Annotated in this window: 20 protein-coding genes, 1 tRNA gene and 2 pseudogenes; 18 read left to right on the top strand and 5 right to left on the bottom strand. The window is 66.0% G+C overall.

Translation table 11 applies throughout. The features are described 5' to 3' along the window. Positions 1-62: 62 nt before the first annotated feature. The gene (locus MKD50_RS13130) at positions 63-1751 is read right to left on the bottom strand and encodes an electron transfer flavoprotein-ubiquinone oxidoreductase (RefSeq protein WP_115706605.1); all 1689 of its coding nucleotides are present in this window, start codon (positions 1749-1751) and stop codon (positions 63-65) included. A gap of 354 nt (positions 1752-2105) precedes the next feature. Here MKD50_RS13130 and MKD50_RS13125 point away from each other — a divergent pair, with 354 nt between their 5' ends. The 5 genes and pseudogenes from MKD50_RS13125 (at position 2106) to MKD50_RS13105 (ending at position 6610) form a co-directional block, all read left to right on the top strand. Next, complete coding sequence (locus tag MKD50_RS13125; RefSeq protein WP_092313627.1) at positions 2106-2891, top strand: SDR family oxidoreductase; 786 nt, start codon at positions 2106-2108, stop codon at positions 2889-2891. Positions 2892-3159: 268 nt separating this feature from the next. After that, the gene (locus MKD50_RS13120; RefSeq protein ID WP_115706606.1) at positions 3160-3762 is read left to right on the top strand and encodes a TRAP transporter small permease; all 603 of its coding nucleotides are present in this window, start codon (positions 3160-3162) and stop codon (positions 3760-3762) included. Next, positions 3759-5063 (top strand): TRAP transporter large permease, encoded by a 1305-nt coding sequence (locus MKD50_RS13115; RefSeq protein ID WP_018006821.1) that lies wholly within the window; start codon positions 3759-3761, stop codon positions 5061-5063. Before MKD50_RS13120 ends, MKD50_RS13115 begins: the two co-directional genes overlap by 4 nt. 65 nt (positions 5064-5128) lie before the next feature. Then, the gene (locus MKD50_RS13110) at positions 5129-6157 is read left to right on the top strand and encodes a DctP family TRAP transporter solute-binding subunit (protein ID WP_240074166.1); all 1029 of its coding nucleotides are present in this window, start codon (positions 5129-5131) and stop codon (positions 6155-6157) included. Positions 6158-6209: 52 nt separating this feature from the next. Beyond that, positions 6210-6610 (top strand): annotated as a pseudogene (locus tag MKD50_RS13105) (acyl-CoA thioesterase). A gap of 12 nt (positions 6611-6622) precedes the next feature. Here MKD50_RS13105 and MKD50_RS13100 read toward each other — a convergent pair. Then, positions 6623-7168 (bottom strand): PAS and helix-turn-helix domain-containing protein, encoded by a 546-nt coding sequence (locus tag MKD50_RS13100; protein WP_018006818.1) that lies wholly within the window; start codon positions 7166-7168, stop codon positions 6623-6625. 181 nt (positions 7169-7349) lie between these two features. Between MKD50_RS13100 and MKD50_RS13095 the strand changes: the two genes are divergently transcribed. Both MKD50_RS13095 and MKD50_RS13090 read left to right on the top strand, forming a co-directional pair. Further along, positions 7350-8051: a CoA transferase subunit A gene (locus MKD50_RS13095; protein WP_012352543.1), complete on the top strand. Its 702-nt coding sequence runs from the start codon at positions 7350-7352 to the stop codon at positions 8049-8051. 11 nt (positions 8052-8062) lie between these two features. After that, entirely contained in the window at positions 8063-8701 is a 639-nt protein-coding gene (locus tag MKD50_RS13090) for a CoA transferase subunit B (RefSeq protein WP_018006816.1), read from the top strand. A gap of 69 nt (positions 8702-8770) precedes the next feature. Here the strand turns inward: MKD50_RS13090 and MKD50_RS13085 are convergent. Beyond that, positions 8771-8947, bottom strand: a pseudogene (locus MKD50_RS13085) (helix-turn-helix domain-containing protein); the annotation flags it as partial. Positions 8948-9201: 254 nt separating this feature from the next. On the opposite strand from MKD50_RS13085, the gene MKD50_RS13080 reads away from it, so the two are divergent. Beyond that, on the top strand, positions 9202-9582 hold the full coding sequence (locus tag MKD50_RS13080; RefSeq protein WP_115706609.1) for a putative zinc-binding protein: 381 nt from the start codon (positions 9202-9204) through the stop codon (positions 9580-9582). Positions 9583-9624: 42 nt separating this feature from the next. Here the strand turns inward: MKD50_RS13080 and MKD50_RS13075 are convergent, their stop codons facing one another. Continuing rightward, positions 9625-10116 carry a DUF411 domain-containing protein gene (locus MKD50_RS13075; RefSeq protein WP_115706610.1) on the bottom strand — a complete coding sequence of 164 codons (492 nt, stop codon included), beginning with the start codon at positions 10114-10116 and terminating at the stop codon, positions 9625-9627. A gap of 37 nt (positions 10117-10153) precedes the next feature. Further along, a complete protein-coding gene (locus MKD50_RS13070) occupies positions 10154-10930 on the bottom strand; it encodes a 3-hydroxybutyrate dehydrogenase (protein WP_252667301.1) in 777 nt (258 codons plus the stop codon). Between the two features lie 203 nt (positions 10931-11133). Between MKD50_RS13070 and phaZc the strand changes: the two genes are divergently transcribed. The 10 genes from phaZc to pheT all read left to right on the top strand — a co-directional run bounded on the left by phaZc (position 11134) and on the right by pheT (position 22134). Continuing rightward, the gene (gene phaZc / locus MKD50_RS13065) at positions 11134-12015 is read left to right on the top strand and encodes a 3-hydroxybutyrate-oligomer hydrolase PhaZc (protein ID WP_252667300.1); all 882 of its coding nucleotides are present in this window, start codon (positions 11134-11136) and stop codon (positions 12013-12015) included. Between the two features lie 57 nt (positions 12016-12072). Then, complete coding sequence (locus MKD50_RS13060) at positions 12073-12435, top strand: RidA family protein (RefSeq protein WP_252667299.1); 363 nt, start codon at positions 12073-12075, stop codon at positions 12433-12435. A gap of 15 nt (positions 12436-12450) precedes the next feature. Then, positions 12451-14679 (top strand): RelA/SpoT family protein, encoded by a 2229-nt coding sequence (locus MKD50_RS13055; protein WP_252667298.1) that lies wholly within the window; start codon positions 12451-12453, stop codon positions 14677-14679. A 21-nt stretch (positions 14680-14700) separates the two neighbouring features. Then, positions 14701-14777, top strand: a tRNA-Val gene (locus MKD50_RS13050). Between the two features lie 349 nt (positions 14778-15126). Next, positions 15127-17034, top strand: a complete 1908-nt coding sequence (thrS, locus tag MKD50_RS13045) for a threonine--tRNA ligase (RefSeq protein WP_252667297.1) — start codon at positions 15127-15129, stop codon at positions 17032-17034. Positions 17035-17081: 47 nt separating this feature from the next. After that, positions 17082-17603, top strand: coding sequence for a translation initiation factor IF-3 (gene infC, locus MKD50_RS13040; RefSeq protein ID WP_081479471.1), 522 nt, complete (start codon positions 17082-17084; stop codon positions 17601-17603). A 167-nt stretch (positions 17604-17770) separates the two neighbouring features. Then, complete coding sequence (gene rpmI / locus MKD50_RS13035; protein ID WP_006575466.1) at positions 17771-17968, top strand: 50S ribosomal protein L35; 198 nt, start codon at positions 17771-17773, stop codon at positions 17966-17968. A gap of 28 nt (positions 17969-17996) precedes the next feature. Beyond that, positions 17997-18353 (top strand): 50S ribosomal protein L20, encoded by a 357-nt coding sequence (rplT, locus tag MKD50_RS13030; protein WP_008650487.1) that lies wholly within the window; start codon positions 17997-17999, stop codon positions 18351-18353. A gap of 250 nt (positions 18354-18603) precedes the next feature. After that, complete coding sequence (gene pheS / locus MKD50_RS13025; RefSeq protein WP_029047729.1) at positions 18604-19635, top strand: phenylalanine--tRNA ligase subunit alpha; 1032 nt, start codon at positions 18604-18606, stop codon at positions 19633-19635. Between the two features lie 51 nt (positions 19636-19686). Continuing rightward, positions 19687-22134 (top strand): phenylalanine--tRNA ligase subunit beta, encoded by a 2448-nt coding sequence (pheT, locus tag MKD50_RS13020; RefSeq protein ID WP_240074180.1) that lies wholly within the window; start codon positions 19687-19689, stop codon positions 22132-22134. The last annotated feature ends 4 nt before the right edge of the window (positions 22135-22138 follow it).

The following is a 22138-nucleotide window of genomic DNA, read 5'->3' as shown; positions in this document are numbered from 1 at the left end:
AAGAAAACGGCACCGGAAAATACGGTGCCGTTTTCGATTGCCAGCGCGCTTGCGCGGCCGGCTTACATGCCGACGTAGTTCGGACCGCCGCCACCCTCCGGCGTCACCCACACAATGTTCTGGGTCGGATCCTTGATGTCGCAGGTCTTGCAGTGCACGCAGTTCTGCGCGTTGATCTGCAGGCGCTCCTTGCCCGAGGTTTCGTCCTGCACGAACTCGTACACGCCCGCCGGGCAGTAGCGCGACTCGGGGCCCGCGTACTTGTTCAGGTTGATGTCGACCGGCACGCTGGCGTCCTTCAGCGTCAGGTGCGCCGGCTGGTTTTCCTCATGGTTGGTGTTGCTGATGAACACCGAGCTGAGGCGGTCGAAGGTCAGCTTGCCGTCCGGCTTCGGGTACTCGATCTTCTGGCATTCGGCCGCCGGCTTCAGGTACACGTGGTCCGGCTTGGCGCGGTGGATGGTCCAGGGCGGGTTGCGGATGCCCAGCTTGGGCAGCAGCCATTGCTCGATGCCGGTCATCAGCGTGGCGGTGGTGCGGCCCTTCTTGAACCACTGCTTGAAGTTCTTGGCCTGCAGCAGTTCCTTGTACAGCCAGCTCTGCTCGAACGCGGCCGGGTAGGCGCTCAGCTCGTCGTGCTGGCGGCCGGCCTGCAGCGCGTCGTAGGCAGCCTCGGCGGCGAGCATGCCGGTCTTGATCGCGGCGTGGCTGCCCTTGATGCGCGAGGCGTTCAGGTAGCCAGCATCGCAGCCGACCAGCGCGCCGCCCGGGAACACGGTCTTGGGCAGCGACAGCAGGCCGCCGGCGGTGATGGCGCGCGCGCCGTACGACAGGCGCTTGCCGCCTTCGAAGTACTGGCGGATTTCCGGATGAGTCTTGAAGCGCTGGAATTCCTCGAACGGCGACAGCCACGGGTTGGTGTAGTCCAGCCCGACCACGAAGCCGACCGCGACCTTGTTGTCTTCCATGTGGTACAGGAACGAGCCGCCGTAGGTGGCCGGGTCCAGCGGCCAGCCGGCGGTGTGCACCACCAGGCCGGGCTTGTGCCTGGCGGGGTCGATTTCCCACAGCTCCTTCAGGCCGATGCCGTAGCTCTGCGGATCCTTGCCTGCGTCCAGGCCGAACTTGGCGATCAGCTGCTTGCCCAGGTGGCCGCGCGCGCCTTCGGCGAAGATCGTGTACTTGGCATGCAGTTCCATGCCCAGCTGGAAGTTGTCGGTGGGCTCGCCTTCCTTGTCGATGCCCATGTTGCCGGTGGCCACGCCCTTGACCGAGCCGTCTTCGTTGTACAGCACCTCGGCGGCGGCGAAGCCCGGGAAGATCTCCACGCCCAGCGCCTCGGCCTGCTGGCCCAGCCAGCGCACGAAGTTCGACAGGCTGACGATGTAGTTGCCTTCGTTGTGGAAGCACTCGGGCAGCAGCGCCGGGGGCGTGCCCTTGGAGCCGGTCTCGTTCAGGAACAGGAACTTGTCCTCGGTCACGGCCTGGTTCAGCGGCGCGCCCAGCTCCTTCCAGTTCGGAATCAGCTCGTTCAGGGCGCGCGGGTCCATGATGGCGCCCGACAGGATGTGCGCGCCGGGCTCGGAGCCCTTTTCCAGGACGCAAACATTGACGTCGGCGCCTTTCTCCTGCGCGAGTTGCTTCAGGCGGATGGCCGTGGCCAGGCCGGCGGGGCCGCCGCCGACGATGACCACATCGTATTCCATGGCTTCGCGCGGGCCGAACTGCTCCAGGAGCTGTTGCTGATCCATTTGTCTCTAACCCTCTGTTTCTTTGCTGCTAGCTGGCAATTGTGGGAAATGCGGTGATCGTTGTGCTGAGAACCCGGCCCGGGCGCGGCGCGGGGGCCGCCGGGGGAGCCGCGCGGGCGCGGCGCGGTGAATCGGCGCCGTTTGGCGATCGAACAGCGCTGGAACGGCGTCCGGACACGGTCGGATCGCGCGTTTTCCCTCTTTCCCTTTGCGGGCCAAGTTCTTAGAATCTCCGGCATTGTCCGGGACTCGCCACCCACAGGCAAGGATTTTTTTGGAACGGTCGTTCTTTTTTTTGATATGCTGCCTCCTGCTCCTGGTCAGGCCAGAGGGGCTCCCGCACAAGAGGTAATCATGGGTTTGTCGATCAATCTGGAAGGCAAGGTGGCGCTGGTGACCGGCGCCTCGAGCGGGCTGGGCTCGCGTTTCGCCACGGTGCTCGCCGCCGCCGGCGCCAAGGTGGTGCTGGCCTCGCGCCGCACCGAGCGGCTCAAGGAGCTGCGCGCCGCGATCGAGGCCGAGGGCGGCAGCGCGCATGTGGTGCGCCTGGACGTGACCGACCCGGACAGCATCCGCGCTGCGGTGGCGCACGCCGAGACCGAAGCCGGCGCCATCGATATCCTGGTCAACAACTCCGGCGTGTCGACCACGCAGAAGCTGACCGAGGTGGCCCCGGAAGACTTCGACTTCGTCTTCGACACCAATACCCGCGGCGCGTTTTTCGTCGCCCAGGAAGTCGCCAAGCGCATGATTGCGCGCGCCAAGGGCGCCGAGCGCAACGGCAGCCCGCTGCCGCAGGCGCGCATCGTCAATATCGCGTCGGTGGCGGGGCTGAAGGTGCTGTCGCAGATCGGCGTCTATTGCATGAGCAAGGCGGCGGTGGTGCACATGACCAGGGCCATGGCGCTGGAATGGGCGCGCCATGGCATCAATTCCAACGCCATCTGCCCCGGCTATATCGACACTGATATCAACCACCACCACTGGGATTCCGACGCCGGGCAGAAGCTGATCCAGATGCTGCCGCGCAAGCGCCTGGGCAAGCCGGAAGACCTCGATGGCCTGTTGCTGCTGCTGGCCTCGGACCAGTCGCAGTTCATCAACGGCGCCGTTATCACCGCCGACGACGGCATGGTCTGAGCGCCCGCACGCTGACACCGGGGGGCGCAGTCCCCCCGCATCCCGCCCACGCGCCAAAAGCGCCGCGAGATGCCCGAGCGCCAACCCTGGGCTTATCCGGTCCCCTTGGGCGCGCCGTCGTCAGTACGCGTCAATATTCAGAAATTTCGTGCGCGGCAGGCCAGTCTTGGCATAATCCGCCATGTCTGCAGATTAAGTCTTTACATACAAAGCGAGAACGCCGCGGTGGCCGCATGGCCCGAGCGGCCCTGGACCGGAGGCCGGGGAGATGGAGCAACAACAAGAGGCACGGCGCAACGCCGTGCCGCAACACGTCGTCGATTCCGCGGTGATCCCGCGGGCCGCCGACGAAGCGCAGGACGCTGAATTCCGGGTATCGCCCCGCCTCGAGGACTGGATTGGCGTGATCGTGATGGTGCTGCTGGTCGGCATCACCTTCGCCAACGTGGTGGTCCGCTATTTCACCGACGAGTCGTTCGCCTGGACCGAAGAGTTCTCGGTCTTCCTGATGATCGTGCTGGCCCTGGTGGCCGGCAGCGCGGCGGTGGCGCGCGACCGCAATATCCGTATCGAGTTCTTCTTCGAACGCGGCAGCGCCGCGCGGCAGCGGCGCCTGGCGATCCTGTCGGCGCTGGCGGTGGCGGTGATGTTTATCGCCCTGGCAGTGCTGGGCGCGCGCATCACCTGGGACGAATACACCTTCGGCGAGACCTCGCCCGGCATCGGCGTGCCGAGCTGGTGGTACTCGATCTGGCTGCCGGTGCTGTCGGCCGGCATCGCGCTGCGCGCGCTGGCGCTGATGGTGCGCAACGTGCGCGCGCTCAAGGCGCTGCATGAACAGAGCCAGTCGGCGACGGAGCGTGCGAAATGACGCTGGTTGCCATCATCCTGTTCGTGGTCTTTATTGGCCTGATGCTGCTGGGCGTGCCGATTGGCGTGTCGCTGGGGCTGGGCGGCCTGGTCGCGATCGGCCTGTCCAATCTCGATACGCAGATGTTCGGCCTGCTGGCGGTGCCGCAGAACTTCTATGCGGGGCTGGCCAAGTATCCGCTGCTTGCGATCCCGATGTTCGTGCTGGTGGGCTCGATCTTCGACCGTTCCGGCGTGGCCCAGCGGCTGGTGACCTTTGCCATCGCCGTGGTCGGGCGCGGCCCCGGCATGCTGCCGCTGGTGGCGATCCTGGTGGCGATGTTCCTCGGGGGCATTTCCGGCTCGGGCCCGGCCAACGCGGCCGCGGTCGGCGGCGTGATGATCGCGGCGATGTCGCGCGCGGGCTATCCCGGCTCTTACAGCGCGGCGGTGGTCGGCGCGGCGGCCGCGACCGACATCCTGATCCCGCCGTCGGTCGCGTTCATCATCTACAGCGTGCTGGTGCCGGGCGCATCGGTGCCGGCGCTGTTCGCGGCCGGCATGATCCCGGGCGTGCTCGCGGGCATCGCGCTGATCGTGCCGGCGGTGTGGCTGGCGCGCAAGCACAATATGGGCGCCGCCGAAGCCGCGCTGCCGCGCCCGCCGTTCTGGAAGAGCCTGCGCGAGGCCGCGTGGGGCCTGGTGGCGCCGTTCCTGATCCTGGGCGGCATGCGCGCCGGCTGGTTCACGCCGACCGAGGCCGCCGTGGTGGCGGTGGTCTATGGCCTGTTCGTCGGCATGGTGGTGTACCGCAGCATCGGCATGCGCGACCTGTTCACGATCTTCCAGGAAGCGGCCGAGACCTCTGCCGTGATCCTGCTGGTGGTCGCGCTGGCCGGCATCTTCGCCTATGCGCTGTCGACGCTGGGCGTGATCGACCCGCTGGCGCAGGCGATCGCCACCTCCGGGCTGGGCGAGTACGGCGTGCTGGCGCTGATCGTGTTGCTGCTGATGACGGTGGGCATGTTCCTCGACGGCATCTCGATCTTCCTGATCTTCGTGCCGCTGCTGCTGCCGATCGCCAATGCCTTCCACTGGAACCCGGTGTGGTTCGGCGTGGTGCTGACGCTGAAGGTGGCGCTGGGCCAGTTCACGCCGCCGCTGGCCGTGAACCTGATGGTGTCGTGCCGGATCGCCCGCGTGCGCATGGAAGAGACCGTGCCGTGGGTTATCTGGATGCTGCTGGCGATGTTTATCGCCATGCTGATGGTGCTGGCCTACCCGCCGCTGGCGACCTGGCTGCCTGACTACCTCGGCTATTGACCGCGGTCGATGTCATGTTTGCATTCACCAACAAGAACCTGACGCTTTTCCCCTGAGGAGATGAAATGAAACGTCGTGCCCTGATGCTCGCCACGGCCGCCGCCCTGGCCGCTTCCGCCTTCGCCCCCGCCGGTGCGATGGCCCAGACCTACAAGTCCGAATACAAGATGTCGCTGGTGCTCGGCCCGGCCTTCCCGTGGGGCAAGGGCGGCGAGATCTGGGCCGACCTGGTCAAGCAGCGCACCAACGGCCGCATCAACATCAAGCTGTATCCGGGCACCTCGCTGGTGGCCGGCGACCAGACCCGCGAATTCTCGGCGATCCGCCAGGGCGTGATCGACATGGCGGTGGGCTCGACCATCAACTGGTCGCCGCAGGTCAAGGAACTGAACCTGTTCTCGCTGCCGTTCCTGATGCCCGACTACAAGGCGCTCGACGCGCTGACGCAGGGCGAGGTCGGCAAGTCGATCTTCGCCACGCTGGAGAAGGCTGGCGTGGTGCCGCTGGCGTGGGGCGAGAACGGCTTCCGCGAGGTCTCGAACTCCAAGCGCGAGCTGCGCAAGCCGGAAGACCTCAAGGGCCTGAAGCTGCGCGTGGTCGGTTCGCCGCTGTACATCGAGACCTTTAACGCGCTCGGCGCCAACCCGACCCAGATGAGCTGGGCCGACGCGCAGCCGGCGATGGCCTCGGGCGCGGTCGACGGCCAGGAGAATCCGCAGTCGGTGTTCGCCGCCGCCAAGCTGTACACGGTCGGCCAGAAATACGTCACCACCTGGGGCTACGTGGCTGACCCGCTGATCTTCGTGGTCAACAAGCAGATCTGGGAAAGCTGGACCCCGGCCGACCGCGAGATCGTCAAGCAGGCCGCCATCGACGCCGGCAAGCAGGAAATCGCGCTGGCCCGCAAGGGCCTGGCCGAGGCCGGCGCGCCCGCATGGAAGGAGATGGAAGCCCACGGCGTCAAGGTCACGCACCTGACCCCGGCAGAGCACGACGCCTTCCGCAAGGCGACCGCCAAGGTCTACGACAAGTGGAAGAAGCAGATCGGCGCCGACCTTGTCACCAAGGCCGAAGGCGCGATTGCCAAGCGCTGAGTCATGAAGCAGGCCCGCCGGTGTCGGCGGGCCTGTTGCATTGGAGGCTTTGATGAAACACGTCTACACGGTGGTCATGCCGATCCGGTGGGGCGACATGGACGCGATGGGCCATGTCAACAATACCGTCTACTTTCAGTACCTGGAGCAGGCGCGCATCGAATGGTTGCGTCGCTTGGGCGCGGCGGCAAGGATGCGCAAGGGCAGGGGCCGGTCATCATCAATGCGCATATGACCTTTTTGAAGCAGCTGCGCTATCCGGGCCAGATCGAATGCCGGGTCTATGCGGGACAGCTGGGGCGCACCAGTTTCGAGACGCGCATGGAAATCCGGCGCACCGATCTGCCCGGGGTGGTGTGGGCCGAGGGCGGAGCCAAGGTGGTGTGGTGCGATTATGCGGCCGAGAAATCGGTGCCGGTGCCGGCGGAGATCCGGGCGATCATCGAAGGGTGATTGTTTTCCGTGTCAGTGAGCCACCAGCCGCTGCACCAGATCCACCGACGTGCTTGCCCCATACTTCTTCATCAGCCGTGCCCGATAGATATCGACCGTGCGCGGGCTTATCGCCAGCAGCTTGCCGATCTGCTTGCTGGTCTTGCCTTCCACCAGCTGCGCCGCGATCTCGCGTTCGCGCGCGGTCAGTTCGGCGGTGACCTGGCGCTTTTGCGACAAGTCCTCGAAAGTCCAGATGCCGGCACCGAGCGGCTGGCTGCGGTCCAGCGCGCGGCCGGTGACGTGGCACCAGAACAGCTCCCCGCCGGCGCGCTTCATGATGCGCTCGTCCGAATACATGCCGCGCTTGCCCATGATCGGCGCGATGCGCGCGCCGGTACGCTCGAACTCGTCGGCGGTGGGGTAGAGCACCTGGAACGACTGGCCCAGCAGGGCCTCGCGCGTGGTGCCGAAGATGCGGCAGACCTCTTCGTTGCAATCCTCGATCACGCGCTCGCGTGACAGCACCAGGCCCACGGGGGCGAGCTGGAAGGCGGTCTGGTAGTCGATGGCGGGCATCTGCTTATGTATTTTTACGTAATGGCGTAGCCGGCTGTGCTTGCGTATGCTGTCGGTCGGACGCGTTACGGCGACGGCCAACCGCCCGTTGCCGATTGTACCGTTACAATTTCCTTGCGTCGCCCGCCGCACTACCCGCCGGCGGGGAGATCGACAGGGACTACCGAGGAAGGAGCGAAGCATGAACAAGGTCTACGCCAGCGCCGCAGAAGCGCTTGCAGGCGTCGTCCGCGACGGCCAGACGATCGCTGTGGGCGGTTTCGGCCTGTGCGGCATCCCCGAGGCGCTGATCGGCGCGCTGCGCGACAGCGGCGCCAAGCAGCTGACCTGCATCTCCAACAACGCCGGCGTCGACGGCTTCGGCCTGGGCCTGCTGCTGGCCACGCGCCAGATCAAGAAGATGATCTCGTCCTACGTGGGCGAGAACAAGGAGTTCGAGCGCCAGTACCTGGCCGGCGAACTGGAACTGGAATTCACGCCGCAGGGCACGCTGGCCGAAAAGCTGCGCGCCGGCGGCTCGGGCATCCCGGCCTTCTTCACCAAGACCGGGGTCGGCACCATCGTCGCCGAAGGCAAGGAAATCCGCGAATTCGACGGCGAAAAGTACGTGATGGAACGTTCGCTGACCGCCGACGTGGCGCTGGTCAAGGCCTGGAAGGCCGACAAGGCCGGCAACCTGGTGTTCCGCCGCACCGCGCGCAACTTCAACCCGATGTGCGCGATGGCGGGCAAGGTCACCGTGGCCGAGGTCGAACAGATCGTCGAGACCGGCGAGCTCGATCCCGACGAGATCCACCTGGCCGGCATCTTCGTGCAGCGCCTGGTGCTCAACGCCAACCCCGAGAAACGCATCGAGCAGCGCACCGTGCGCGCGGCCAGCTAAGGAGACCCATCATGGCATGGACACGTGACGAAATGGCCGCGCGCGCCGCGGCCGAGCTGCAGGACGGTTTCTACGTCAACCTGGGCATCGGGCTGCCGACGCTGGTGGCCAACTGGGTGCCGGAAGGCATGGAAGTCTGGCTGCAATCCGAGAACGGCCTGCTCGGCATCGGCCCGTTCCCGACCGAGGCCGAGGTCGACGCCGACATGATCAACGCCGGCAAGCAGACCGTGACCACGCTGCCGGGCTCGTCGATCTTCTCGTCGGCCGACTCGTTCGCGATGATTCGCGGCGGCCACATCAACCTGGCCATCCTGGGCGCGATGCAGGTCAGCGAGAAGGGCGACCTGGCCAACTGGATGATCCCCGGCAAGATGGTCAAGGGCATGGGCGGCGCGATGGACCTGGTCGCCGGCGTCGGCCGCGTGGTGGTGCTGATGGAACACACCGCCAAGAAAAAGGACGGCACCGAGGACCTCAAGATCCTGAAGCAGTGCAACCTGCCGCTGACCGGCGTGGGCGTGGTCAACCGCATCATCACCGACCTGGGCGTGATCGACGTGACCGCGGACGGCCTCAAGCTGGTGGAGACCGCCCCGGGCGTCAGCCGCGAGGAAATCCAGGCGAAGACGGGGGCGCCGCTGCTGTAAGCAGGTTCGGGCGGCACGCCGATATCAGCAACCCCCTGCAAGCTATGCGCTTGCAGGGGGTTCTTGTTTTCAGGCTACCTTGAGCGTGAGGTGACCGATCGGCTCCGGCGCGGGGCTGACCGTGATTTCGATGTCGTATCCAAGCCGGTTCAGGCAGTCCATCAGCTTGCGCTCCGACAGGTTGGCGAAGTCGCGGCGCAGCAGTCCGGAGACTTTCGGTTGCGGGATGCCCATGCGGTGGGCCGCTTCAATTTCGAGCACCCCGGCGCTGCCAAAACCCTTTAGAGTCTTCGCCGCATCGAGCGCCGCCGGAAACGCAAGGCTTGATTTGAGTCAGGCTTCAGTCTGTCACAGGGGTCGGGTGGTGCTTCGGCCTATGTCGTGTGGACGACGCTGCTAGCTCTTTTGGCGAATGGCCCGGCTGCTGGCCTTGCCACTAAGCTGGCCGCTTTCCGTAGGGGCGTTGCCCTGCGGCGAACCGACTTGACGGAAGGTACGCGATGCCCGCTTCCCCCACCCGATCCCTGCCACTGGTCTACGCCTGCTCGGGCTGCTCCAGCGTGGCGCAGCTGGCCAATGCTTGCGCGGTGCGGCTGGACCGCAGCGGACGCGCGGAGATGTCGTGCATCAGCGGGGTGGGCGGTGGCGTGCCGGCGCTGACGCGGGTGGCGCGATCGGGCCGGCCGATCCTGGCGCTGGACGGGTGCCCGCTGGCTTGCGTGCAGGCGTGCCTGGCCAACGCGGGCGTGGTGCCGGACCAGCACCTGGTGCTGAACCGGCTGGGCGCGGTCAAGCGCCAGCACGGCGAATGCACCGAGGGCGAGACCGGGGCGGTGTGGCGGGAGGTCGAGTCGGCGCTCCAGCGCCTGGCAGGGGAGTAGGGCATGGCCGGATGCGCCGCGGCGCATCCGGCGCGGGGCCCGTCAGGCCGCCGGCTTGTTGTGGCGGCTGAACACCGAGGCCGCGCCGTCGGCCTTGACCAGCAGCACGTCGAAGGGATCCTTGCGCGGTCCCTGTTCCATGCCCGGCGAGCCGACCGGCATGCCAGGCACCGCCAGCCCGACCGCCCTGGGTTTGGCGGCCAGCAGTTTGCGGATATCGGCGGCGGGCACGTGGCCCTCGATCGCATAGCCGGCGATATGGCCGGTGTGGCAGGAGCCGAAGCGCTCCGGCATGCCGAAGCGCTTGCGGTATTCGCCGGTATCCTCGACGTCGTGCACCGTCACGGTGAAGCCGTTGGCGCGCAGGTGCTTGACCCATTCCTCGCAGCAGCCGCACAGCGGGCTCTTGTAGACGTCGATGGCCAGCGGTTTCGCCTGCGCGAACGCATCCGCCGCGGGCCCCAGCACGCCCACGGCGAGCGTGCCGAGCGCGAGCGCGCCCAGGGTCCCGAGAAAACGTCGTCGGTGCATCATGGCTTCTTCCTCCTTTGTGGCGCCCGGATATGGCGCCTTACTGCGCCACCCAGCCGCCATCCATGTTCCAGATCGCGCCGCGCACCTGGCGGGCGGCTTCGGACGACAGGAACACGGCCAGCGCGCCCAGCTCATCGGGCGTCACGAACTGACCCGAGGGCTGCTTCTCCAGCACCAGCTCGCGCTTGGCCTGCTCTACCGGGATGCCTTCCTTCTGCGCGCGGGCTTCGACCTGCTTCTGCACCAGCGGCGTCAGCACCCAGCCGGGGCAGATCGCGTTGGCGGTCACGCCGGTCTGCGCGGTTTCCAGCGCTGTGACCTTGGTGAAGCCGACGATGCCGTGCTTGGCCGCCACATAGGCCGATTTCTGCGCCGAGGCCACCAGCCCGTGGGTCGAGGCGACATTGATGATGCGCCCCCAGTTCTTCTGCTTCATGCCGGGCAGCGCCAGGCGCGTGGTGTGGAAGGCCGAGGTCAGGTTGATGGCGATGATCGCGTCCCAGCGCTCGGGCGGGAAGTCCTCGATGGCCGCGACGTGCTGGATGCCGGCATTGTTGACCAGGATGTCGGCGCCGCCGAAGTCGGCCTGGGCGTAGCGCATCATGTCTTGGATGTCGGCCGCCTGGCTCATGTCGGCGCCGTGATAGCCGACGCGGATTCCCTGGCCGGCTTGCGCGATCTCGTGCTTTGCGGCGTCCGCGTCACCAAAGCCGTTGACGATGATGTGGGCGCCCTGCGCCGCCAGCGCCTTTGCGATGCCGAGCCCGATGCCGCTGGTCGAGCCAGTCACCAGGGCGGTCTTGCCGTTGAGCATGTAAGCCTCCGTCGAGAGAAAGGGATGCCACGGCAGTACAGCCGCCGGATGGGCGGCGCGCGCCGTGGCGGTGCGCGCCCCGCGCGCGGGGCGCGGACACTGTGCTGTGGCATTGTACCCGCTGCGGCGTACAATCCAGCTTTGCTCAACTTCCGGCGGCGGCGCCTGCTGGCGCCTTGCGTCCGGTTTGCCAGGGAGTCCAGATGTCTGCCCGTCCGCGTCTCGGTTTCGTCCAGTGCATCAGTCCGGGGGGCCTGCACCGCATGGCCTACCACGAGTGGGGCGACCCCGCCAATCCGCGCGTGCTGGTGTGCGCGCACGGCCTGACGCGCACGGGGCGCGACTTCGACGCCGTCGCCAGCGCGCTGTGCGGTGACTATCGCGTGGTATGCCCGGACGTGGCCGGGCGCGGCCGCTCGGAATGGCTGGCCAATCCGGACAGCTACATCGTGCCGCAGTACGTGTCCGACATGGTCACGCTGATCGCGCGGCTCAACGTCGAGCAGGTGGACTGGTTCGGCACCTCGATGGGCGGCCTGATCGGCATGGGCCTGGCCGGCCTGCCGAAGTCGCCGGTGCGCAAGCTGCTGCTCAACGACGTCGGTCCTCGCATCGCACCGTCGGCGGTCGAGCGCATCGGTGCCTACCTGGGCCTGCCGGTGCGCTTCAAGACCTTCGAGGAAGGGCTGGCGTACCTGCAGACCATCAGCGCCTCGTTCGGGCGCCACACCGCCGAGCAGTGGCGCGAGCTCAACGCCGCCATCCTGAAGCCGGTGCAGGGCGCCGACGGCCTGGAATGGGGCTTGCATTACGATCCGCAGCTGGCGGTGCCGTTCCGCAAATCCACGCCCGAGGCCATCGTCGCCGGCGAAGCCGCACTGTGGCGCAGCTTCGAAGCCATCGAGGCCCCGGTACTGGTGGTGCGCGGCGCGCAGTCCGACCTGCTGCTGCGCGAGACCGTGGCCGAGATGGTGGCGCGCGGCAAGCATGTGAGTTCGGTGGAAGTGCCCGACGTGGGCCACGCCCCCACCTTTGTCGATCCGGCGCAGATCGCGATCGTGCGCCAGTTCTTTACCGGCGCCTGAGCGCGCCCGTTGCGGCCAGGTTGCCATCCGGCTGTTTTTATCGAGTTAAGCATTGCCATGAGTCTTCCTGAACTGAAGCGCGCCCACGTGGGCAAGCGCTTGTCCGAATACGCGGTCTACAACGGCGTGGTGTATCTGGCTGGCCAGGTGCCCGAGGTCGATACCAAGGCTGACATCCGCGGCCAGACGCGCGAGGTGCTGGGCCATATCGACCGCCTGCTGGCCGAGGCGGGCAGCGACAAGACCCGCATCCTGTCGTGCCAGATCTTCCTGACCAACATCGATCTGATCGGCGAGATGAACGAGGTCTGGGATGCCTGGGTGCCGCAAGGCAACACGCCGCCGCGCGCCACCGTCGAAGCCCGCCTGGCCAATCCCGATTACCTGATCGAAGTGGTGGTGACCGCTGCGCTCAACTGATGCAGGCGCTGTGACATGGTGACGTCGACCGACCTGGCCGGCCGGGTCGCGGGCATTCCGGATACCGAGCTGGTCGAGCGAGCACTGGCGTACGTGCGCGAGCACGGCGCCGGCGTGGCGCTGCCCACCGGCGAGACCGTGCAGTCGCACGCGCAGGGGATGCTGCGCATCCTCGACGGCCTGCGCGTGGACGATTCCGCGCGCGCGGCCGCGTGCCTGTTCGGCCTGGCGGCATTCGTGCCCGAGACCGAAGCCGAGATCGAGGCGCGCTTCGGCGAGGAAGTGGCGCGGCTGGTCAATGGCGTGCGGCAGCTGCTGCGCATCGGCGCCATCGCCGGCAATCGCCCTGAGGTGGAGTCGGCCGCGCCGTCGAAGAACGAAGCCCAGGCGCGCCACGAGCAGGTCGAGGCGCTGCGCAAGATGCTGCTGGCGTTTGCGCAGGACATCCGCGTGGTGCTGGTGCGGCTGGCCTCGCGGCTGCAGACGCTGCGCTGGCTGGCTGAAACCAAGCAGTCGCCGATGCCCGGCGTGGCGCGCGAAACGCTCGACATCTACGCGCCGCTGGCCAACCGCCTGGGCATCTGGCAGATGAAGTGGGAGCTGGAGGACCTGGCGTTCCGCTTCGAGCAGCCCGATACCTACAAGCGCATCGCCAGGCTGCTGGATGAAAAGCGCATCGAGCGCGAAGGCTATATCGCCGGCGCGATCGCGCGACTGCAGTCCGAACTGGCCACCGCCGGCATCCGCGCCGAGGTGAGCGGCCGGCCCAAGCACATCTACAGCATCTGGAAGAAGATGCGCGGCAAGGAGCTTGATTTTGCCGACCTGTACGATGTGCGCGCCTTCCGCGTGATCGTCGACGATATCAAGGACTGCTATACGGTGCTCGGCATCGTCCACCATATCTGGCAGCCGATCCCGCGCGAGTTCGACGACTACATCTCGCGGCCCAAGGCCAATGGCTACAAGTCGCTGCACACGGTGGTGATCGGCGACGACGGGCGCGCCTTCGAGGTGCAGATCCGCACCCACGAGATGCACCACTTCGCCGAATACGGCGTGGCGGCGCACTGGCGCTACAAGGAGGCGGGCAGCCGCGGCTATGCCGGGCAGTTCTCCGCCAGCGAGCGCTACGACGAAAAGATTGCCTGGCTGCGCCAGCTGCTGGCGTGGAAGGACGATGCCGACCACAGCGTGGCGCACGACGAGTCGTGGGAGCAGATCAAGCACGCCGCGATCGACGACCACATCTACGTGCTGACGCCGCAGGCACGCGTGGTGGCGCTGCCGCAGGGCGCGACCGCGGTGGACTTCGCCTACTACCTGCACAGCGACCTCGGCCATCGCTGCCGCGGCGCGCGCGTGGATGGCACCATGGTGCCGCTGAACACGCCGCTCAAGAACGGCCAGACCGTCGAGATCATCGCGGTCAAGCAGGGTGGGCCGTCGCGCGACTGGCTCAATGCCGACCTCGGCTACCTCGCCAGCAGCCGCGCCCGCGCCAAGGTGCGCGCGTGGTTCAACGCGATGGACTCGCAGGAAACCATTGCGCAGGGCCGCGCGCTGATCGACAAGACGCTGCAGCGCGAAGGCAAGACCGCGGTCAAGCTGGAAGACCTGGCGACGCGGCTGGGCTTCAAGACCCCCGACGAGCTGTTCGCCGCGGTGGCCAAGGATGAGTTCAGCCTGCGCCATGTGGAGCACGCGCTGCGCCACCCGGAAGGCGAAGTCCAGGCGCCGCTGAGCGAGGAAGACGCCGTCACCAAGAAGAGCCGCGCCACCAGCGTGGCGCGCGGCGCCAAGAGCGGCGTGCTGGTGGTGGGCGTCGATTCGCTGATGACGCAGATGTCGCGCTGCTGCAAGCCGGCGCCGCCCGACGAGATCGTCGGCTTTGTCACGCGCGGGCGCGGGGTGTCGATCCATCGCCGCAACTGCCATACCTTCCAGCAGCTGTCGGCGCGCGCGCCGGAGCGGGTGATCCAGACCGAGTGGGGCAAGAAAAGCCACGCCGCGGTCTATCCGGTCGATATCCACGTCGAGGCCATCGACCGGCAAGGCTTGCTGCGCGACATCTCCGAAGTGCTGTCGCGCGAAAAGATCAATGTCACCGGGGTCAAGACCCTGTCCAGCAAGGGCGTGGCGCGCATGCAGTTCACCGCCGAGGTCTCCGAGGCCACGCAGCTGCAGCGCGCGCTGCAGCTGATCGAGGAAGTCCAGGGGGTGTTGCAGGCGAAAAGAAAGTGATGCTATACTTGCGGCTTCGCTAGGCTCGTAGCTCAGCTGGTTAGAGCACCACCTTGACATGGTGGGGGTCGTTGGTTCGAGTCCAATCGAGCCTACCAACGAATTGCAGTAAAAAGAAGTAAAGCAAGTCCGATTCAACCCCATACGGAACGGAAGCGCATCATGGTTATGACACCGCGAACTACTACCGCTGGCAAGCGACAGTAGTCGAGGTGCGCCTTCGGCCCGGTTGGATCGGGTTTGACAAAGAGAAACGCGGCCTTGGCCGCGTTTTTTTTCGTCCGTCGCTTGCCAGCGGCCCTGATAAGCTGCCGCCTCCGCATGCGGCAGGCGGGCAGCCAAAGAACAGATCGCCAGCGCGCAGGCATGCGGGCCGGCGCCACTAGATGCAGTTTGATCCGCTCAGGCCAGGCGCAAGGCGCCGCCGGCGGAACCTGGAGAGTCGAAATGATCGCAATCACGCTGCCGGACGGGTCCCGCCGCGAGTTTCCCGGCCCGGTGACGGTTGCCGAAGTGGCGCAGAGCATCGGCGCCGGCCTGGCCAAGGCCGCCCTGGCCGGTAAGGTGGATGGCCAGCTGGTCGACACCAGCTACAGGATCGAGCGCGATGCGGAACTGGCCATCGTCACGGACAAGGATGCCGACGGCGTCGATGTGATCCGCCACTCCACGGCGCACTTGCTGGCCTATGCCGTCAAGGAGCTGTATCCCGAGGCGCAGGTGACGATCGGCCCGGTGATCGAGAACGGCTTCTACTACGACTTCGCCTACAAGCGCCCCTTCACCCCGGAAGACCTCGCCGCCATCGAGAAAAAGATGGCGGAACTGGCGCGCAAGGACGAAAAGGTCACGCGCGAAGTGTGGAACCGCGACGAAGCGGTGGCACTGTTCGAGTCGATGGGCGAGAAGTACAAGGCCGAGATCATCGGCTCGATCCCGGCCGACCAGGAAATCGGCCTGTACCGCGAAGGCAATTTCGTCGACCTGTGCCGCGGTCCGCACGTGCCGTCGACGGGCAAGCTCAAGGTCTTCAAGCTGATGAAGGTGGCCGGCGCCTACTGGCGCGGCGATGCCAACAACGAGATGCTCCAGCGCATCTACGGCACGGCCTGGGCGAAGAAGGAAGACCAGGAAGCCTACCTGCACATGCTGGAGGAGGCCGAGAAGCGCGACCACCGCAAGCTGGGCAAGACGCTGGACCTGTTCCACCTGCAGGAAGAGGCGCCGGGCATGGTGTTCTGGCACCCCAAGGGCTGGCAGGTGTGGCAGGCCGTCGAGCAGTACATGCGTGGCCGCCTGACCGACGCCGGCTACGACGAGGTGCGCACGCCGCAGGTGATGGACCGTTCGCTGTGGGAGAAGTCGGGCCACTGGCAGAACTACAAGGAGAACATGTTCGTCACGGAGTCGGAGAAACGTGACTACGCGATCAAGCCGATGAACTGCCCGGGCCATGTGCAGATCTTCAACCACGGCCTGCGCTCGTACCGCGACCTGCCGCTGCGCCTGGCCGAGTTTGGCGCCTGCCATCGCAACGAGCCGTCCGGCGCGCTGCACGGGCTGATGCGCGTGCGCGGCTTTGTGCAGGACGATGCGCATATCTTCTGCACGGAAGAGCAGATCGTTGCCGAGGCCAAGGCCTTCAATGAACTGGCGTTCTCGGTCTACGACGACTTCGGCTTCAAGGATGTGAAGGTCAAGCTGTCGCTGCGCCCGGACCAGCGCGCCGGCTCGGATGAGGTCTGGGACCACGCCGAGGAAGGCCTGCGCCTGGCGCTGCGCGCCTGCGGCGTGGACTGGGAAGAGCTGCCCGGCGAGGGCGCCTTCTACGGCCCGAAGGTGGAATACCACATCAAGGATGCGATCGGCCGCTCATGGCAGTGTGGCACCCTGCAGCTGGATCTGGTGCTGCCCGAGCGCCTGGGTGCCGAGTACGTTTCCGAGGACAATTCGCGCAAGCGCCCGGTGATGCTTCATCGCGCCATCCTGGGCTCGTTCGAGCGCTTCCTGGGGATCCTGCTGGAAAACCACGCCGGTGCGCTGCCGGCCTGGCTGGCCCCGGACCAGGTGGTGGTGATGAATATTGCGGATTCGCAGGCAGAATACGCCGAAAGCGTCGTGCAATTGCTGCAAAAACAAGGGTTTAGGGCCAAGGCCGATTTGCGTAACGAGAAAATTACGTATAAAATCCGCGAGCATTCGCTTCAAAAGGTCCCCTACCTGCTGGTAGTGGGCGACAAGGAGCGGGATGCCAATCAAGTGGCCGTGCGTGCCCGTGGCAACGTGGATCTGGGTGTGATGCCCGTCTCTGCGTTTGTTGAGCGTCTGCAACACGACGTCGCCAGCAAAGCCTGAGGGTGGTGAGCACGGCTTGTTTTTTTGTCTTCTTGAGGTAACGCAACATCGCTACGGACAAAGGTCATCGCATCAACCGGGAAATCAGCGCGCCTGAACTGCGCCTGGTAGGGGTTGATAACGAGCAGCTCGGCATCGTCAAGTTCATGGACGCTCTGCGGCTGGCTGAGGACAAGGACTTGGACCTGGTGGAGATCGCCCCCAACGCGACTCCGCCCGTCGCCCGGATCATGGATTACGGGAAGTTCAAGTACGAGGAAGCCAAGCGCGCCCACGAGGCCAAGCTGAAGCAGAAGATCATCCAGGTCAAGGAAGTCAAGTTCCGGCCGGGTACGGATGATGGCGACTACAACGTCAAGCTGCGCAACCTGAAGCGCTTCCTGGAAGATGGCGACAAGACCAAGATCACGCTGCGGTTCCGTGGTCGCGAGATGGCCCACCAGGAAATCGGCGCGCGCATGCTCGAACGCCTGAAGGCGGACCTGGAAGAGATCGGCCAGGTCGAGCAGATGCCGAAGATGGAAGGGCGCCAGATGGTGATGGTGCTCGCCCCCAAGAAGAAGAAGTAATTCCTGCGCGGTGCGGCGGCCGGGATGCCAGTCATCCCGGCGCTGCTTCGTGCGGAAGTCGCGCGGGGTCCGCCAGGACCATCGTGCAACAACAAGTGGATGCGGGTCTTGCAAGCGTCGGCGTAAGCCGTCCACCTGCATGCATGTCATATGAGCTGGAGTTTTTCATGCCGAAGATGAAGACGAAGAAAAGCGCCTCCAAGCGCTTTACTGCCCGTCCGAACGGTTCGTTCAAGCGTGGCCAGGCCTTCAAGCGTCACATCCTGACCAAGAAGACCACCAAGAACAAGCGTCAACTGCGCGGTACTCAGGACGTCCATGAGACGAACCTGAAGTCGGTGCGCGCGATGATGCCTTACGCATAAACCCTGACGACAACGAAAGGAGAATTACATGCCTCGAGTAAAGCGTGGGGTCACTGCACGGGCCCGTCACAAGAAGGTTATCGACGCTGCCAAGGGTTACCGCGGCCGTCGCAATAATGTCTATCGCATCGCCAAGCAGGCGGTCATGCGTGCTGGCCAGTACGCGTACCGCGATCGCCGCAACAAGAAGCGCGTGTTCCGCGCGCTGTGGATTGCGCGTATCAATGCCGCGACGCGTGAGCATGGCATGACCTACAGCGTGTTCATGAACGGTCTGAAGAAGGCCTCGATTGAACTGGACCGCAAGGTGCTGTCGGACATGGCTATTCACGACAAGCCTGCCTTTGCCGCCATCGTCAACCAGGTGAAAGCCACCGTTGCCTGATGCCGGCTGCGGCAGCGCGCAAGCGCTGCCGGGCAAGCACCGACCGCAAGGTCGACCGCTGACCGCAAGGTTTGCTGAAACGGGGCTCCTTACCGAGCCCCGTTTTTATTTGCGTTTCCGGATTCCGTTTTGCGTTTGTTGCCGAGACGGCATCCGGAAACGCATACCGCACGTAGTGCCAACCCACGTCGGGCCGGCTTTGTCTTTTGACACTGTCCCGCCGACGTCAGAACACTCCACGACCGCCGCCATGTCTCAGGATCTGGACCAAATCGTCGCCGACGCCCAGGCCGCTTTCGCCGCCGCCAATGACAACGCCACGCTGGAAAACGAAAAGGCCCGCTTCCTGGGCAAGACCGGCGCGCTGACCGAATTGCTCAAGGGCCTCGGCAAGCTCGACCCGGAGACCCGCAAGAGCGAGGGCGCGCGCATCAACCAGGTCAAGCAGCAGGTGGAAGCCGCGCTGCAGGCGCGCCGCCAGGCGCTGGCCGATGCGCTGATGAACGCGCGCCTGGCCGCCGAGGCCATCGACGTCACGCTGCCCGGCCGCGCGGTGGCGCGCGGCAGCCTGCATCCGGTGATGCGCACCTGGGAGCGCGTCGAGCAGATCTTCGGCTCGATCGGCTTCGATGTGGCCGACGGCCCCGAGATCGAAACCGACTGGATGAACTTCACCGCGCTGAACAACCCGGACAACCATCCGGCGCGTTCGATGCAGGACACGTTCTACGTCGACGGCCGCGACAGCGACGACAAGCTCCTGCTGCTGCGCACGCACACCAGTCCGATGCAGGTGCGCTACGCCAAGATGCACGTGGAAAAGTACGCCGGCAAGGCGATGCCGCCGATCAAGGTGATCTGCCCGGGCCGTACCTACCGCGTCGACAGCGACGCCACGCACTCGCCGATGTTCAACCAGGTCGAAGGCCTGTGGATCGGCGAGGACGTCAGCTTTGCCGACCTGAAGGGCGTGTACACCGATTTCCTGCGCAAGTTCTTCGAACGCGACGACATCCAGGTGCGCTTCCGTCCGTCGTACTTCCCGTTCACCGAGCCGTCGGCGGAAATCGACATGGCCTTCGGCAACGGCAAATGGCTGGAAATCTCCGGTTCGGGCCAGGTGCATCCGAACGTGCTGCGCAACATGGGCCTCGATCCCGAGCGCTATATCGGTTTCGCGTTCGGTTCCGGCCTGGAGCGCCTGACCATGCTGCGCTATGGCATCAACGACCTGCGCCTGTTCTTCGAGGGCGATGTGCGCTTCCTGCGCCAGTTCGCCTGAGCGGCGCATCGTCAAAACTCTACACCGAATACTTACCGGATCAGAAGCGCCATGCAATTCTCGGAATCCTGGCTTCGCACCTTCGCCAACCCTGAAAAGATCTCCACCGACGCGCTGTCGCACAGCCTGACCATGGCCGGCCTCGAAGTGGAAGAGGTGGGCCCGGTCGCGCCGCCGTTCGACAAGGTGGTGGTCGCGCACGTGCTGTCGACCGAGCGCCATCCCAACGCCGACCGCCTCAACGTGTGCCAGGTCGATGCCGGCACCGGCGAGACCCTGCAGATCGTGTGCGGCGCGCCCAACGTCAAGCCCGGCATCAAGGTGCCGTGCGCACTGGTCGGGGCGGTGCTGCCGCCGGCAGAGGACGGCGGCAAGCCGTTCGAGATCAAGGTCGGCAAGCTGCGTGGTGTCGACAGCTACGGCATGCTGTGCTCGGCGCGCGAACTGAAGCTGTCGGAAGACCACGGCGGCCTGATGGTGCTGCCGGAAGACGCACCGGTCGGCCAGAACATTCGCCAGTACCTGGACCTGGACGACCAGGTCTTTGTCATCAAGCTGACGCCGAACAAGGCCGACTGCCTGTCGATCCATGGCGTTGCGCGCGAGGTGTCCGCGCTGACCGGTGCCGCGCTGAACCTGCCCGACATGCAGCCGGTGCCGGTGACGATCCAGGACAAGCTGCCGGTCAAGGTATCGGCCCCCGACCTGTGCGGCCGCTTTTCCGGGCGCATCATTCGCGGCGTCAACGCGCGTGCCGCCACGCCGCTGTGGATGGTGCAGCGGCTGGAGCGCTCGGGCCAGCGCAGCGTGTCGGCGCTGGTCGATATCTCTAACTACGTGATGCTGGAGCTGGGCCGTCCGTCGCACGTGTTCGACCTGCACAAGATCCATGGCGGCCTGGACGTGCGCTGGGGCCGCAAGGGCGAGCAGATCAAGCTGCTGAACGGCAACACCATCGAGGTCGACGAGCAGGTCGGCGTGATCGCCGACGACAAGGAGATCGAGAGCCTGGCCGGCATCATGGGCGGCGACAGCACTGCCGTCACGCTGGACACCACCGACATCTATCTTGAAGCCGCATTCTGGTGGCCGGCCGCGATCCAGGGCCGCAGCCGCCGCTACAACTTCTCGACCGACGCCGGACACCGCTTCGAGCGCGGCGTGGACTATGCCACCACGGTCGAGCATATCGAGCGCATCACCGCGCTGATCCTCGCGATCTGCGGCGGCCAGGCCGGCCCGGTGGACGACCACGTGGTCAACCTGCCGGTGCGCAAGCCGGTCAGCCTGCGCGTGGCGCGCGCCGAGCGCGTGCTCGGCATCGAGCTGTCGCCGGCCGCCATCGCCGATGTGTTCCAGCGTCTGCAGCTGCCGTTCACGCGCGCGCAAGGCGCCGAAGGCGAAGTGTTCGAGGTCACGCCGCCGAGCTACCGCTTCGACATCGAGATCGAGGAGGACCTGATCGAGGAAGTCGCGCGCATCTACGGCTTCGAGCGCATCCCGGCGCGCCCGCCGGTCGCCGAAAGCGAAATGCGCCCGACCAACGAAGCCAGCCGCTCCACCCACGTGGTGCGCCATGCCGTGGCCGCGCGCGACTACCAGGAAGTGATCAACTTCGCCTTCGTCGAAGAGAAGTGGGAGCGCGACTTCGCCGCCAACGATCAGCCGATCCGCCTGCTGAACCCGATCGCCAGCCAGCTGGCGGTGATGCGCTCGACGCTGATCGGCGGGCTGGTCGACAAGGTGCGCTACAACCTGAACCGCAAGGCCGCGCGCGTGCGCCTGTTCGAGGTGGGCCGCGTGTTCCATCGCGACGCCGGCGTCAAGGATGGCGGCCTCACCGTGGCCGGGTATGACCAGCCGATGATGGCCGCGGGCATCGCCTACGGCCCGGCGTTCGAAGAGCAGTGGGGCGTTGCCACGCGCAATGTCGACTTCTTCGACATCAAGGGCGATGTCGAGGCGCTGTTCCATCCGCGCTCGCCGCGCTTCGAGCCGGTCTCGCACCCGGCGCTGCATCCGGGCCGCGCCGCGCGCGTGCTGCTCGACGGCAAGCCGGTGGGCGTGGTCGGCGAACTGCATCCGCGCTGGCTGCAGGAATATGAGCTGGCGCATGCGCCGGTGCTGTTCGAACTGCGGCTCGACGCGCTGCGCGCTACCGGCCTGCCGGCGTACACCGAGATCTCCAAGTTCCCCGCCGCCGTGCGTGACTTGGCCGTGGTGGTAAAGCAATCGGTACGCGTGCAGGACCTGCTCGACACCATGCGCGCGGCCCTGGAAAAACAGGGTTACGGCCGCTTCTGCCAGAGCCTGGTGCTGTTCGACGAATTCCGTCCCAAGGGGGCTTCCACCGCCATCGGCGCGGACGAGAAAAGCCTTGCGTTCCGGGTGACCTTGCAAGATACTGGGTCGACCCTCCAGGACGAAACCGTCGACAGCGCGGTGCGCTGCATGGTCGACGCGCTCGCCGAAGCCTTCCAGGCGCGGCTGCGCGGCTGATCCG

This window comes from Cupriavidus mimosae, assembly GCF_023952485.1.
Lineage (GTDB): Bacteria > Pseudomonadota > Gammaproteobacteria > Burkholderiales > Burkholderiaceae > Cupriavidus > Cupriavidus taiwanensis_C.
The sequence above is the reverse complement of the archived record's forward strand: the minus strand, read 5'-3'. Positions and strand labels throughout refer to the sequence as shown.